Origin of the sequence: Devosia oryzisoli, assembly GCF_014837245.1 — a bacterium.
Lineage (GTDB): Bacteria > Pseudomonadota > Alphaproteobacteria > Rhizobiales > Devosiaceae > Devosia > Devosia oryzisoli.
In genome coordinates this window covers 562484-576321 of record NZ_JACYFU010000001.1, presented here as the reverse complement: position 1 = coordinate 576321, position 13838 = coordinate 562484, and the positions used below count along the sequence as shown (strand labels likewise).

At 62.4% G+C, this 13838-nt stretch carries 15 protein-coding genes; 7 read left to right on the top strand and 8 right to left on the bottom strand.

Annotated elements, in window-relative coordinates; translation table 11 throughout:
• The first annotated feature begins 16 nt into the window (after positions 1 to 16).
• Positions 17 to 1363, top strand: coding sequence for an FtsX-like permease family protein (locus IC608_RS02915; protein ID WP_191772521.1), 1347 nt, complete (start codon positions 17 to 19; stop codon positions 1361 to 1363).
• A gap of 29 nt (positions 1364 to 1392) precedes the next feature.
• Here the strand turns inward: IC608_RS02915 and IC608_RS02910 are convergent, their stop codons facing one another.
• Positions 1393 to 1869, bottom strand: a complete 477-nt coding sequence (locus IC608_RS02910; protein WP_191772520.1) for a pyridoxamine 5'-phosphate oxidase family protein — start codon at positions 1867 to 1869, stop codon at positions 1393 to 1395.
• Positions 1870 to 2093: 224 nt separating this feature from the next.
• Here IC608_RS02910 and IC608_RS02905 point away from each other — a divergent pair, with 224 nt between their 5' ends.
• The 3 genes from IC608_RS02905 to IC608_RS02895 all read left to right on the top strand — a co-directional run bounded on the left by IC608_RS02905 (position 2094) and on the right by IC608_RS02895 (position 6347).
• A complete protein-coding gene (locus IC608_RS02905; RefSeq protein ID WP_191772519.1) occupies positions 2094 to 2885 on the top strand; it encodes an ATP-dependent metallopeptidase FtsH/Yme1/Tma family protein in 792 nt (263 codons plus the stop codon).
• 242 nt (positions 2886 to 3127) lie between these two features.
• Positions 3128 to 3637, top strand: coding sequence for an SGNH/GDSL hydrolase family protein (locus IC608_RS02900; RefSeq protein ID WP_191772518.1), 510 nt, complete (start codon positions 3128 to 3130; stop codon positions 3635 to 3637).
• A gap of 40 nt (positions 3638 to 3677) precedes the next feature.
• The gene (locus IC608_RS02895) at positions 3678 to 6347 is read left to right on the top strand and encodes a bifunctional acetate--CoA ligase family protein/GNAT family N-acetyltransferase (protein ID WP_191772517.1); all 2670 of its coding nucleotides are present in this window, start codon (positions 3678 to 3680) and stop codon (positions 6345 to 6347) included.
• 11 nt (positions 6348 to 6358) lie between these two features.
• On the opposite strand, the gene IC608_RS02890 is transcribed toward IC608_RS02895, so the two are convergent.
• From IC608_RS02890 to IC608_RS02860, 7 genes are all read right to left on the bottom strand, one after another.
• Complete coding sequence (locus IC608_RS02890; protein WP_191772516.1) at positions 6359 to 6616, bottom strand: hypothetical protein; 258 nt, start codon at positions 6614 to 6616, stop codon at positions 6359 to 6361.
• A 134-nt stretch (positions 6617 to 6750) separates the two neighbouring features.
• Positions 6751 to 7398 carry a BON domain-containing protein gene (locus IC608_RS02885; RefSeq protein ID WP_191773762.1) on the bottom strand — a complete coding sequence of 216 codons (648 nt, stop codon included), beginning with the start codon at positions 7396 to 7398 and terminating at the stop codon, positions 6751 to 6753.
• An 88-nt stretch (positions 7399 to 7486) separates the two neighbouring features.
• Positions 7487 to 8131 (bottom strand): helix-turn-helix domain-containing protein, encoded by a 645-nt coding sequence (locus IC608_RS02880; RefSeq protein ID WP_191772515.1) that lies wholly within the window; start codon positions 8129 to 8131, stop codon positions 7487 to 7489.
• Positions 8132 to 8213: 82 nt separating this feature from the next.
• Positions 8214 to 8855 carry a response regulator FixJ gene (gene fixJ / locus IC608_RS02875; protein WP_191772514.1) on the bottom strand — a complete coding sequence of 214 codons (642 nt, stop codon included), beginning with the start codon at positions 8853 to 8855 and terminating at the stop codon, positions 8214 to 8216.
• Positions 8845 to 10152: a PAS domain-containing sensor histidine kinase gene (locus tag IC608_RS02870; protein ID WP_345890819.1), complete on the bottom strand. Its 1308-nt coding sequence runs from the start codon at positions 10150 to 10152 to the stop codon at positions 8845 to 8847. The genes fixJ and IC608_RS02870 overlap by 11 nt, the downstream gene beginning before the upstream one ends.
• 93 nt (positions 10153 to 10245) lie before the next feature.
• A complete protein-coding gene (locus IC608_RS02865) occupies positions 10246 to 11070 on the bottom strand; it encodes a universal stress protein (RefSeq protein ID WP_248306203.1) in 825 nt (274 codons plus the stop codon).
• Positions 11063 to 11374 carry a DUF4342 domain-containing protein gene (locus IC608_RS02860; RefSeq protein ID WP_191772511.1) on the bottom strand — a complete coding sequence of 104 codons (312 nt, stop codon included), beginning with the start codon at positions 11372 to 11374 and terminating at the stop codon, positions 11063 to 11065. Before IC608_RS02860 ends, IC608_RS02865 begins: the two co-directional genes overlap by 8 nt.
• A gap of 120 nt (positions 11375 to 11494) precedes the next feature.
• Between IC608_RS02860 and IC608_RS02855 the strand changes: the two genes are divergently transcribed.
• From IC608_RS02855 to IC608_RS02845, 3 genes are all read left to right on the top strand, one after another.
• Positions 11495 to 12019, top strand: a complete 525-nt coding sequence (locus IC608_RS02855; RefSeq protein WP_191772510.1) for a hypothetical protein — start codon at positions 11495 to 11497, stop codon at positions 12017 to 12019.
• 71 nt (positions 12020 to 12090) lie between these two features.
• Positions 12091 to 12537 (top strand): Hsp20/alpha crystallin family protein, encoded by a 447-nt coding sequence (locus IC608_RS02850; RefSeq protein WP_191772509.1) that lies wholly within the window; start codon positions 12091 to 12093, stop codon positions 12535 to 12537.
• Positions 12538 to 12666: 129 nt separating this feature from the next.
• On the top strand, positions 12667 to 13830 hold the full coding sequence (locus IC608_RS02845) for a bactofilin family protein (RefSeq protein ID WP_191772508.1): 1164 nt from the start codon (positions 12667 to 12669) through the stop codon (positions 13828 to 13830).
• The last annotated feature ends 8 nt before the right edge of the window (positions 13831 to 13838 follow it).

Below are 13838 nucleotides of genomic sequence, written 5' to 3'. Positions count from 1 at the left end.
CGCCTCCGTCCTGCTTGTGTCGCTGCCGGACAGGCCGGAGGTCCTCAACCAGCTCTACCTGCGGAGCGGGCGCCTGCCTGAACTCGGTTCCGGCACGGAAGCGGTGGTCAGCGAAGTTTTTGCACAAGCCCGCGGCCTCTCGCCGGGATCACGCCTGGCGGTGGTGATGAACGGCAGGCTGCGCAATGTCACCGTTACCGGCATCGCCCTTTCGCCGGAATACATCTACGCCATGACGCCCGGCGACATCATGCCCAGCGAGGGCCGGTTCGGCATTCTATGGGTGCCAGAGGCGTTGCTCGCGGCCACGTATGACCTGCAGGGCGCATTCAACACGGTGTCGTTGAAGCTGGTGCCCGGGACGTCCGCCTCCAGTGTGATTGCTGCGGTCGACCGTCTCCTTGCGCCCTACGGTGGACAAGGGGCTTATGGTCGCGACCAGCAGACCTCGCACGTCTTTCTGGACGCGGAGCTTACGCAGTTGCGGGGTATGGCCGCGGTGCTACCACCGATATTCCTGCTGGTGGCCGCTTTCCTCGTCAACATGACGCTGACCCGTCTTATTGCTCTCGAGCGTGAACAGATCGGCCTCCTCAAGGCGCTGGGCTACAGTTCCTGGGCCATCGCCTGGCACTACATCGAGTTCGTGCTGCTGATCTCGATCCTCGGGATCGCGATAGGCTACGCCTTCGGCATCTGGGCGGGAAACGCGCTCACTGTGCTTTATGCGCGCTACTACAGTTTTCCGGTTCTGGTCTTCAGCCGGGCCCCGGTGCTCTACGTCATTGCGGCCGCCGTCACCATGGGTGCCTCCGTGATCGGGGCCATCCGGGCAGTCCGGCAAGCGGCGTGGCTGCCCCCCGCGGTCGCGATGGTACCGCCGGCACCCCCTGCCTACCGGCGTGTTTTCAAGGGCCTCAATCCGATCCGGATCCAACTCCCGCAGCGGTGGATCATCGTCACGAGGCATCTGCTGCACTGGCCGTGGCGGAGCGCAGGGAGCGTCATGGGAATGTCCCTGGCGACGGCAATTCTCGTGGGTTCGCTATGGTCGATCGGCGCGATGAACTTCATGGTCGACTACACGTTCAACCGCACCGAGCGGCAGGACGCGACCGTCACTTTCCTGGCTTCGCGGCCGGCCGCCGCGCTCTATGAGGTGTCCCGCCTTCCCGGGGTGATGGCCGCAGAGCCCTTCGCGAAAATCGGTGTCGAGGTCAGCCGCGGTCATCTCGGTCGGCGCATCGGCTTGGCGGCCTATGGGGCGGCGAGCGAACAGACCCGTCGTTCTGGCTTCTCAGTTCAGGGCATCCTGTGTTCTGGATGCCCTTTCTCTACGGCCGAAGTCACCGGTCCTTCGTAGACCAGGCGACGCCTTTAAGAATCTGCTCCTCAGGCAACCTGCCGCTCGGCCTCCCCGACTATGACCATGTCCGTGTGTCCGAAGCCCTGCGTGTAGTCGAGTACGGAAATCACTTCGGGCCGAAGTTCGAACACGGCGACGTCGGCAATGTCCACGTCTGTCATCATCGCCGTGTACTCAGGATATTTCTTGGGAAGCGCGGTAAAAAGCACGTTTCGGATTTGCGCTTCGTCGGTCACGGGAATGGCGCGAGCCGCCATCGATAGGCCCGCAATGGCCATGGGGTTCGCCGTGTCGCTGTCGATGGTGAGCGACACACGGTTGTCGAGCGCCAGGTTCCTGGACTTCTGCGTGTCCTTGCCCGTCATGAAATAGAGGGTCAGCCCCTCGCTGACATAACCAACCGTCGTTGCCTGCGGCCAGCCATCGGAGCGGAGCGTTGCCAGCGTCAAGATACGGTGTTTGTCCAGCAGATCGAGAATTTTGCTTTGCAGGGCGCTGTCCATCTGATGTCTCCTTGTTGAGTGCCCCCGATGGTGGGGGGACAAGAACCAAAGACTTTGACGCAGGGCAAAAAAGCGCTAGCTGGCGCCACCGCAGGTCCACGGTTAAAGTCGGGTCTGCCCCCCAAGCCTTATCGTCCGCGCCATGTCTGCGGATTGACCACCATCAAGTTGCAGGTTTTTTGGAGGTGCGACTGTGTTCCCTGGCGAGACGGCGAGGGAGCAGGATGGACAAGAGCCGGCAATACACCTTGTGGTACTGGGGGGCGGCACTTCTGCTGTTCATTGCGCTCCAGTTCTGGTTCACGGCACGGTCGGTGATGGACATCTCCTACTCCGACATGCTGGCCTATCTGGCGAAGGGCAGCATTGCGGAGGTCTCTATTACCGACACGATGGTCGAGGGCCGGTTCACCGATCCACAGGAGGGGCGCGATTACTTTGTGACCCGCCGGGCCGATCCTGCCCTTGTCGACCTCTTCACCAAGGCCGGCGTCAAGGTCAGCGGGGCCAGTGACCAGAACTGGCTGACGACGCTGATCTCATGGGTGGCGCCGGCAGCGATCTTCGTGGGCCTCTGGTGGTTCGTCATCCGCGGCATGGCCGAGCGCAGCTCCATCGGTGGGCTGACCGCTATCGGTAAATCGGGCGCCCGTGTCTATGTGGAAACGGATACCGGGGTCACCTTCGCGGATGTGGCGGGCATCGACGAGGGCAAAGCGGAACTCATGGAGATCGTGTCCTTTCTCGAGGACAAGGAGAAATATGGCCGGCTGGGTGCCCGAATTCCAAAGGGTGTCCTGCTCGTCGGCCCGCCCGGCACCGGCAAGACGTTGATGGCCCGGGCGGTAGCCGGCGAGGCCGGCGTGCCATTCTTTTCCATCACCGGTTCGGAATTCGTCGAGATGTTCGTGGGCGTGGGGGCGGCGCGTGTGCGCGATCTCTTCGAACAGGCGCGGCGGGCTGCGCCTTGCATCATCTTCATAGACGAACTCGATGCGCTGGGCGGGCCGTCTTGAGAATCTGAGCGGCAGGAGCATCCTCAACCTGGCGGTTCAGCGGGTCGGACCGGTCTATGCGGATGCCGTCTTGCAGGAGTTCCTGCGCCATCGAACTGCAGCGGCGCTGCTTTATGTCGTCGACTCCTTCGCCTTCCGCAGCGCGCAGTGGAACGAGGAGCGCCTGGTGGATACGGACTTGCTCGCGCGCACGCCCTTTACGGGGGGGCTCGGGCACGCTGGTTGCCGGCGGGCTGGGTGGCATGCTCTCGCCCGTCGGATCAGCCGCGTACCTCACCGGATTTCCCAAGGTCAACAACCCCGAACGTTTCATGCCGGACATCTGGGAAGCGGCGGCCAACTTCGACCGTCGGTACAGACCTTCCGCGGTAGCCGAAGCTGAGCGCATCGCCTATCTCTACCCGGCGGGGAGCGGCGGTGAGGAGACCCTGCGGCACTATCTTGAGAGCTTCATGGCGCTTGTCGACCGGGCGAGCGCGGCAGGAATGGCTGTGCACGTGGTGAAACTGCCGGTGCCGCCAAGGTTCTATGCGCAACTCCCGGGAGAGGCGGACTTCGACCGGTCGCTCGGAGACCAGCTCAAGCTGCGCGGCCTGGAGTTGGAGGATTATTCCGCCCTGCTGCCGGAGGCGCGCTATTATTTCGATAGCGATCATCTCGGACGCCAGGGCGTCGAGGCGCTGGCGGAGCAGGTTCTGGTGCCACTGATGAAAGAGCCGGTGGTTGTTCCAGGTCAAGGCACAGCGCGTTGAGGCGGCTACACCGGTCAGCAGACAGCACAGGAGCACGAACATGACCATCCGCAATCTCGACCGCGCGTTCGCTCCCAGATCGGTCGCGGTCATCGGCGCCTCCGATGTGCCCGGAAAGGTTGGGGCGCTGCTTTTCGCCAATGTGAGACGGAGTTTTCGGGGCCCCATCTATGCGGTCAACCCGAAGTATTCGTCCCTCTGGGGACTACCCTGCTACCCCGAGGTCCGGGCGCTTCCGGAGGTCCCCGATCTTTGCGTAATCGTGACGCCACCGGTCAGCGTGCCCGGGCTGATCGAGTCGATCGGCACTGCCGGCAGCCGCGCAGCGGTGGTGATTACAGCCGGCATCGATGCGCAGGGCAAGAAAGCAATGATGGAGGCCGCGGGTCGCCACGGCGTGCGCATAATCGGACCGAACTCGATTGGCTTTCTTGCCCCCAATCTCGGCCTCAACGCCAGTTTCACCCACATCGACGCGCGACCCGGATCGTTGGCACTGGTGTCGCAGTCGGGCGCCATCGTCTCCTCGATCATCGATTGGGCTGAAGCGGAAGGGATCGGCTTTTCGCAGATCGTGTCGGTAGGCGACATGCTCGATGTCGACATTGGTGATTGCCTGAATATGCTCGCTCAGGACAGCGCGACATCGGCAATTTTGCTCTACGTCGAAAGCATCAGCCAGGCGCGCAAGTTCATGTCAGCCGCCCGCGCCGCCTCGCGCATCAAGCCGGTCATCGCTGTCAAGCCGGGGCGGCATGCAGAGGCAGCGCAGGCTGCCCAGACGCACACCGGAGCCTTGGCGGGAGCCGATGGCGTTGTCGAGGCAGCCCTGCAGCGGGCGGGCGTCATTCGCGTCGGTGACCTGCACGATCTGTTCTCCGCAGCGGAAATCACCGCCCGCTTTGGAGCACTGACCAGCGGTCGGGTTGCAATCGTCACCAATGGTGGCGGCGCCGGCGTCCTGGCGGTCGATCATCTGCTCGACCGTGGCGCGGCCCTTGCCTCGCTCTGCCCCGAGACCCTTGCCAGCCTGAACGCCATTCTGCCGCCGACGTGGTCGCACGCGAACCCTATAGACATCATCGGCGATGCGCCTCCCAAGCGTTACGTGGGTGCCATCGAGGCGGCCGTCGCAGATCCGGGAGTGGACCTCGTCTGGGCGATGAATTGCCCCACGGCTCTGGCCGAGCCGGCCGCGGCGGCCAAAGCTGTCGCTGGCAAGTGCGAACAGGGGCGCATCGGCGGAAAGCCGGTCATGGCGACATGGCTGGGCCAGCACGCGGCGGCAGAAGCCAGGCGTACCCTCAACGCCGTCGGCATTGCCAGCCTCGATACGCCATCGGAGGCGGCGCAAGCGATCGGGGTTTTGCTCGACCGGCAGAGGCTGACCGATCAATTGCAGCGCGTCCCCGGCACGTTCGAGACCCTGCATGTCGACCGTGCTTCGGCAGCAGCGGTGATAAAGAAGGTAGCCGCGGCCAACCGCACCATGCTGACCGAGGTCGAAGCAAAGGCGGTGCTGGGCAGCTATGGCATTGCCGTGCCGGCGTCAGTGACCGTCGCATCGGCCGATGACGTGCACCAGGCAGCGGCCGGCCTTCTTCATGAGGGGGGCAAGCTTGTCGTGAAAATGGTGTCTGAGACCCTGACGCACAAATCGGATCTGGGGGGCGTGATCATAGGCGTTCCAACGGCCGATGCCGCCGCCGAAGCGGCACGCACCATCGCTGAACGCCTCCGCGCCAAGGGACTTCAGCATCAGCTCAACGGCTTCGTCGTTCAGCAGATGATCACGCGGCCAAACGCTCATGAGTTGCTGATCGGCGTGGCTGACGATCCGGTCTTCGGTCCCGTGCTGATGTTCGGAGCCGGCGGCACGGCCGTGGAAGTCATTGCCGACACCACGATGGAATTGTTGCCCGTCGATGACGTCCTGGCCCAGGCCATGATCGGCCGCACGCGCATCAGCCGGCTCCTGGCCGGCTATCGGGACCGTCCACGGGCCGACCATGGCAGCATCGTCAACGCACTCAAGGCGGTATCACAGTTGCTCATCGACTGCCCGCAGATCCGGGCCCTGGACATCAACCCGCTGCTTGTGGACGAGGCCGGAGCCATTGTTCTCGACGCACGGATCGAACTCGACCTTTCCCGCCCACCCGCTGGCGTGGCTAATCCGGCTCTCGCCATCCGACCCTATCCCGCCGCCTGGGCAAAGAGCGTGGACCTGGATGGAGAGCGCTACGACATCCGCGCCATTCGGCCCGTGGACGCAGCGCTTTATCCGGATTTCCTCGCGGGCATCAGTGCAGAGGACATGCGGCTGCGGTTCCTCGTGCCGACGAAAGACCTGCCGCGGGAAACACTGATCCGGCTGACCCAGCTCGATTACGATCGTGACATTGCATTCGTCGCGCTCGATCAGGGCGCCCTTGCGGGGATTGTGCGCTATGCAGCAGACCCCGATCGCAGCAAGGCTGAGTTTGGTCTGATGGTGCGCAGCGATCTGCAGGGCAAGGGGCTAGGCAAGAAACTGATGGAGCACCTTATCGCGTACGGCAGGGCAGAAAAGGTCGGCGAACTGTTCGGATCGATCATGCGGGAGAACCGGCGAATGCTCGACCTGGTTCAGGCGCTGGGATTCAGCGCCGAACCGGGCCAGACAAGAGACACCGTCATCGTCCGCCTTGAGCTCGCCGAGCGCTGTTAACCGCCGCGTGTTCAGGATGAGTGGAGCACCGGCAGCGACGGCGGGCGCCTGGGCACGGGGTGGTGCTGGCCGATGACGGCGGGCTGACCGATGCCGAAGCGGTGGGTGCGCCCCGGTGTGACGATCCCCAGCGCGTCGAGTTCGCGCAGGACGGTCTCCGGAATGGGCTGGCAGTCGCAGGCAGCCTCGTGCCTGAGATACCATCCCAGAAAGTGCGCTCGCGGATAGATGGGTTGTGGGTTGAGGCGATGCCACTCAGCATTGGACATTTCAGTCCCTCTCTGCGGCGGTCATCTCGAAAGCAATGACCGGCCCGTGCGGATCTCGAGGTTGATGTGAGGCAAGACTGTCATGCTGCCCCCCTTTGCGAGCGGGCTGGCGTGCCCGCTCGCTGCAACGCCTGTCAGGAAATTCTCAGGCGATCTTCGACCTGCTTGACACCGGGTGCTGCCCAGGCTGCGCGTTCGGCGATGCCACGCTCCGACCAGGTCTTGATCTGGCCCTCCAGGGTGACCTTCCCGTCGCTGACATTCACCTTGATCGCCTCGGACTCGAGCTCGGCATTGCGTTTCAACGCTTGTTCGATGCGCGATTTGACATCGCCTGCGGTAGGACGCGGCTTGATGTCGACGCGATTGTACACCCCCACGATCCCGTCCATGTCTGCAACGGCCCGATAGGCGCGCTCTTTCTGGTACTGCCACTCCACCGTACCCGTCAGCGTGACATAACCCTTCTGGACCTTCACTTTGATGGCGTCTTCCGGAACGAAGGCGTTCCACCGGATGAGATCCGCCGCCCGCTTGGCCAAGACGTCGTCGGCAGTGGAGTGCTGGCCAGGAAAACGAACTTCAATTTCCTCTGCGTAGCCGCGCACCCCTTTGATCTGGCCGATCACTTCCTCGATCTTGTTCTTCTGAGCATAGTTCGGCACGTGCCCCGACAGCGTCACGATGCCATTCTCCACGGCGACACCGATATCAGCAGCATCGATGCTGGGCTCGAACTCAAGCTCCTCATTGATCAGATTTTTCAGTGTTATGTCGTCCATTTCCTGCTCCTCGTGACTTGGCGGAAGCGCCGATGCGAGGGTAGCGTCGGCGGCGGAGCCACCCTTGACTTTGGTCAATTTGCAGTAGTCACGCGCTACAAAGGTTCTGCAGGCGCTGCCAATCGAGGATTTCCACTGAGTGGGTATCGGGCGTGCGTATGATGCCGCGGTCCTTGAACCGGCGCAGGATGCGCGAAACCGTTTCCAGGCTCACCCCCAGATAGTCGCCGATATCGCTGCGGGGCATCGGCAGTTGAACCAGGCTCTCGCCGTCCTGCCGTTCCGACAACTGACACAGAAAGGCAGCGAGGCGCTCGTCTACTCGTGTCCCGCGCAACACGATCAAATGCTGTTCGAAGCGCCGCAGGCTTTTGAGCATGAGGGGGAGGAGCTTGGCTGGCGCGTCGTTGGCACGACCGGGCCTAACCGCGCGGATGCCACTGATTTCGACAGCTTCAGCGAAAAAGTCGTGCACGACGTCACTTTCCCAGCCGAAGACGTCTCCGGCAAAGCAGAAACCGACAACGTAGCGGCGTCCGTCGGAAGTGAAACGGCCGACCCTGACACAGCCGAATTCGACGATGTACAGGGATCCGGCAGGCTCGCCCTGGCCATAAACTTCGGAGTTTGCTTGATATACAGAGAGGGCAACGTGTGTCAGTCCTGCGAGACTGGCCCCGGCGGGGGATGCGATGTTCACACCCATGCGATGGGTATCGACCTGAAACGTCATCTGCTGTCTCCACTGAGAGGTGAAGAACAGATTGCAGTTCGCCAGCCGGACCGAAATTCCGGTCGTTAACCTAGTATTAACCCTAGTGTGCCTCCGATGCCGCGCCGTCCCCGATCTCGACCCCGGCATTCATCGCCATGCGCACCAAACCCGGGAGCGTTCGGCAATGCATTTTCCCCATAACGTTTGCCCTGTACACTTCCACCGTGCGGGGACTGAGCTCACATTCCATGGCGATCGACTTGTTGCTCTTTCCAGCCACGATTCCCTCGAACACCTGGCGCTCACGCGGGCTGAGGCTGGAAAGCCTGTCAAGAACGTCCTGGTGATCGCGATCGCTGGCCGCCGCTGCGCGGGACTTTCCCGTCAACGCTTCGATCGCATCCTTGAGGAGCGTATCCTCGAAAGGCTTTTCGATGAAATCAACCGCACCTTCCTTCATGGCGGCAACGGCCATGCTGACATCTCCATGACCCGTAAGCACGATCGTGGGGAGCGGCGTCTCGTCTTTGCGCAGTTGCCGCAACAACTGCAGGCCGTCCATCTCCGGCATCTGCAGGTCCGTAATCAGACAGTGGCCGAGGGGGTAAGGCCGACCAGCAAGAAAGTCGGCGGCACTGCCATGAATGCGCACGGGGTAGCCAAACGTGGAGATCAGGAAGGCGAGCGACTTGCGGACGCTCTCCTCGTCATCGAGAATATGTACCACAATGTCATTGGACATCGCGCTCCTCCCTATCGACCAGCGCGGGCAATGAGAACCTGAACCGCGTGCCGCCACTGGCGTTGGCGCTCGCGCTGATCGTGCCCCCGTGGGCCTCGACAATCCGCTTCGAAATCGACAGCCCGACGCCCATGCCACCCGCTTTGCCGGACACGAAGGGCTTGAACAGGCTGCCGGCAATCTCGGGGGCGATACCAGTGCCGCTGTCGATGACATCGACGATCAGGTGGTCCGCCTCCTGCGATGTCCGCACGACGAGCGTCTTGCTCTGACTATCCTGCATGGCTTCGAGCGCGTTACGCATCAAATTGACCAGCACCTGTTGCACCTGGACGGGATTGGCCAGCACGGGTGCTGTTTCGGACAGTTCGAAGAAGGTGCGTATGCCCTGCGCCCGAGCACCTTGCAGGGCCAGAACACTGGCCTCCTCCACCAGTGTTTTGACGTCGCAGCGCTGCTTGTCGGCGTCGCCGCGCCGCACGAACTCACGAAGATGGCGGATGATGTTACCCGCGCGCAGGATCTGCTCGCCGGCCTCTCCCAGGGCAGAGTGAAGTTGCAGTAGCTTCGGGTCGCTCGTGCCATTGAGCAACCGGCGTGCGCCGTGGACATAGTTGGCGGCTACCGAAAGCGGCTGGTTGAGTTCATGAGCCAGCGTTGAGGCCATCTCACCCAGTTCCGTGTAGCGCGAGAGCCGGGCAAGCTCGTTCTGGGATTGTTGAAGTTCAGTCGCCGTCTCTTCCATTTCCGTCAGGTCTCGCACAAAACCGATGAAGTGCCGCTCACCGTTAAAGGCGAATTCCCCCACGGCAAGCCTGATGGGAAAGGTGGTTCCGTCCTTGCGAAGTCCGACCACCACACGGTCGTTGCCGATGATGTGTTTCTCACCGGTTCGAAGGTAGTGCTCCATGTAGCCCTTATGGTTGCTGCGGTAGGGCTCAGGCATGAGCATGGAAACATCTCTGCCGACGACCTCTTCGCTGGCGTAGCCAAATTGCCGCTCGGCAGCGGGATTCATGCTTCTGACCGTGCCGCTGACGTCGATGACGATTACGGCGTCGAGCACCGTCAGCAGCAACGCGCGCAGTTCCGCGTTGCGCGAAGCCAAGAACAATGCCGTATTCCGCTCTCGCTCGCGCGCAGCGGAAAGAGTTCGGCTGCTAAACGCTATGCCCAAGCCAATTATGCCCGACAGAACTAGTGCGGCGAGAACAATCCCGGGACCGATCCGAACATCAAAAAGCCTCTCCCCAAGCTTGAGCGCAAAGAAGGAGCCGGCGGCCAGGAACGGCGCCACCAGATAACTCCAGTATCGGCTCGCCCAGGACTGACCCATTGCTGCCTCGGTCACTGTCACTGACTGTACGCCGCTGCGGCATCGGCGACAAGCTTAGCGAGAGAGCAGCACAGGCAACTCGCATCGAGTTAGCAGGGTGCGCGTCACGCCGCCCATCACACGCTCTTGCAGGCGCGAATGCCCAAAGGCACCCGCGACAATGAGGTCCGCCCCCTGGTCTTTCGCTTCGGTGAGGATGGCCTCGTCTGCTGCCTCCCACCCCGCCATTTCGCGGACCTCGAGACTGATGCCGTGCCGGCTCAGGTAGCGGGCCACATCCGCTGCCGAAGAATTGTGTCTTTCCTCATCTGCCCGCTCCGTCGCGAACGCCACGACCACCTGGCGTGCTTGCAGCATGAACGGGATGGCATCTCGAGTTGCCCGAGCGCATTCGCGGGTGCTTTTCCAGGCCACGAGAACGGTCTGGGGTGGCATCGACGCACGATAGCCCGGCGGCAGAAGAAGGCACGGAGTCCCGGACCCGAACAGCACGCCCTCTTCGAGGAATTGCTCCTTGTTCGGATCGCCGTAGGGACGCGTACCCACGAACAGATCTGCAACATGGGCCTCTGCGGCCATTGCACCACCGATGGTGGATCGCCAGCCTTCGACGACGCGTAAATCGTTCGGCACTCCCATCTTATCGAATTGTATGGTGAGTGCCTTCCTCCGCCGCTCCGTTTTCTCGCGCTCCTCCTGGATGAGTTCCGGTCCGACACCGGCATAGGCCGCCTCCGGCATGACGGCGATTTCCGGATCCACATGCATCAGCAGCCCAGTCAAATGGGCGTTGAAAGCTGCCGCCAAGCCTTCGGCAGCTTCGAGACGCACCTCGTCTTCGTCGGAACCCGTGAGATGCACGACAATGTTCTTAATCATGGCTTCCACCGTTCTGAGGGTCGTCGTTCAACTCCGGGCCGTCATAGGTCACATCCAAATTGACCTTGGCCAGGACGCCTGCGAGGGCCGCCAGCAAGGCAAGCCATGGTGCCGTCAGTACAACCACCCCGCCGGCAATGGCGCTGGCCGCGAGCGGCAGTGAAAGGACGATGTCCCCACTCTCCGAGCGAATGGTCAGCGTGCTCACATTACCCTGCCTGAGAAGCTGTCTCACGGTATCGAGCAGCTGGCTGGCCTCGAGCTGGTGTCGAGCTGTGAACCGGAATTGCCTGCTTTCGGACATGACGCTTCTCCTTTGTTGAAGGGATAGCGCGGCTGCCAATGATCGAGTTTTGACGGGGGTCAAAATCCGTTTGACCCGCGGGTCGCATCTAGGACGTCCAACTGCTGAAAGGTTCTCGCCGTGCACACTCAGATGCAGACCAACCCCGTCAACATCGCCCTATCGACCCGGCCTGCTGCTGGCAGCGAGCGAAGAAGTTCTTCGCATTTGGTGCTGTCCGTGACGCGCTATGCGTCTCTGGACTCCGCTTGCCTCGACGCGGCCATCAAGAACGGCCTTGAGGAACTGCTGTCGTCTGCCCAGCCAGACGAGGGCGGAGCGAAAACGCTCTATGTCTACTACCGTCTGAGGCATGGCAGCGCGGTCACCGTGGATATCGGCATACCCATTGGCGACACGCTCGATCGGCAGCCCGTCACTGGCGCCATCAGGCGGCGGCAAAAGACGTCGCGCCTATCCTTGCCGCCGTCGGCAGCACCCGATGGTCTGGCATCGGCAATGGACGAAGCGGTGACCGAGCTGGGCCTTCGCCACAGAACAGAGGTACCTGAGTGCTGGCAGACCTTTGCCCTGCCCTTCACGGGGTATGACGCCACGGCAACGCTGTGCATCGGTCAACTGCGCCATCGTCGGGCAAAATATTGACGACCGTCAAACCGCAATTTTCGCGGCTCTGGTAGCCATCGGCCATAGTGGCCTTGCCCAGGAGATGACAGATGAATGAGATGACCACCCCGACCCTCGCTCCGTTCGCGGCCTTGCGAAGCCGGATGGACCGCTTGTTCGACGAGATGACCCGCGATTTCCCGTCACCCAGCCTACGCGCCACGGAGTTTCTTCCCGAGGCCGAGTTGAGCGAGGCGGATCAGGCATTCAACCTGAAGCTGGAATTGCCGGGCATCGACGAGAAGGACATCAAAATCACCACGGAAGACCGGACGATCACCATTTCGGGGGAGAAGCGAAAATCTCGGGAAGGCGGAAACGGTGGCCGCTTCGAAAGCGAATTCAGCTACGGCGCATTCTCCCGCAGCTTTACGGCCCCGTTCGCCATCGATCCCGAAAAGGTGGAAGCGCGCTTCCTCAACGGCGTTCTCACCATCACCATGACAAAGCCTGCCGACTATGTCGGCAAGCAGCGCCAGATTCAGATCCGGCATTAGCATCCGTGCATGGACCGGCGCCGCCCGCCCTCCTCCCGCCGGGCGGCGCCGACAACTGCACGCGCGCACTCCGTCAGTGGAAGCAACCATTGCCTGATGGGGGTACGGAGTTCACCCGAGGAGCCAGCCATGAAACCCGCTCTATTCGCATTGGCTCTCAGTCTATTACCACTGCTCGCTGCGTCGGCGGATGAAGAGCAGTTGACCTTCGCTGGCGATACCTACGTGGCGGGGCAAAACGTCGCCGTGGGAACACCAGTTGACCGCGATGCTTTCGTCGCCGGGTTCGATACGCGGCTGGGCGGTCCGGTGCAAGGGGACGCCCATATCGCCGGCTTCAACGTCAATGCCGACCAGCCGGTCGGAGGTGATCTTTATGCCGCCGGGTTTTCGGTGATCGTGGGCCAGTCGGTGGGCGGCGACCTGACCGCGGTGGGCAACACGGTTGTTGTCGACCCTGCTGCCGCCGTTTTGGGCAATGCTCGCCTGAGCGGCGCGAGCGTTTCGCTCGCCGCGCCGGTTACCGGCTCGGTGCTGGTAGCAGCCGAGAACGCCACGCTCGGCGGGACGATCGCGGGCGACCTCGAATTCTTCGGCAACAAACTCGAATTCGGACCCAGTGCGAAGATCTCGGGGATTGTCCGCGTGCACGCGCCCGAGCCAATCACGCTGCCAGCCGGGGTCGCCGATCCCGCCCGGGTGCAGTACGAGCAGCTGCGCTCCTCGGACTATACGGGACAAGCGGGAAAGACGGCCCAGAACGTGGTCATCGGCATCTGGCCTGCCATCTTCGCCACCGGAATCTGGTGGTTCTCCCTCGCGGTGCTGGGGGCTCTGGCGATCGCGCTCATGCCGCGGGCGACCGAGAATTTCGAGCGTCGGGCCGCCACCCACCCCTTGGCCACCCTCGGGCTCGGCGTCCTTGGCTTCTCTGCGACCGCTGGACTGTTGCCGGTGGCGGCCCTGTCAATCGTCGGCCTCATCCTTGTGCCATTCATCGGCATAGGCGCCATTGCGGCCTGCATTTTCGCCTACCTGGCTGGGGTGTATCTCATCGCGATGCGGGCGAGCAGGTCGTTCTTCACCATAAACACGGCACTAAAGCGCGTTGGCGTCATGCTGGTTGGCGTCGTGCTAGCCGGCCTCATCGGCACCCTGCCCTTCATCGGCTGGCTGATCTCGCTCGCTTTAATGAGCTTCGGATTTGGCATCTTCGTCAGGAGCCTTTTCGAGCGCTATACTGCAGCACCCACTGAACGGATCCAGCGAGGGATTTCTCCCGAGGTGGCGTAGGAACATCC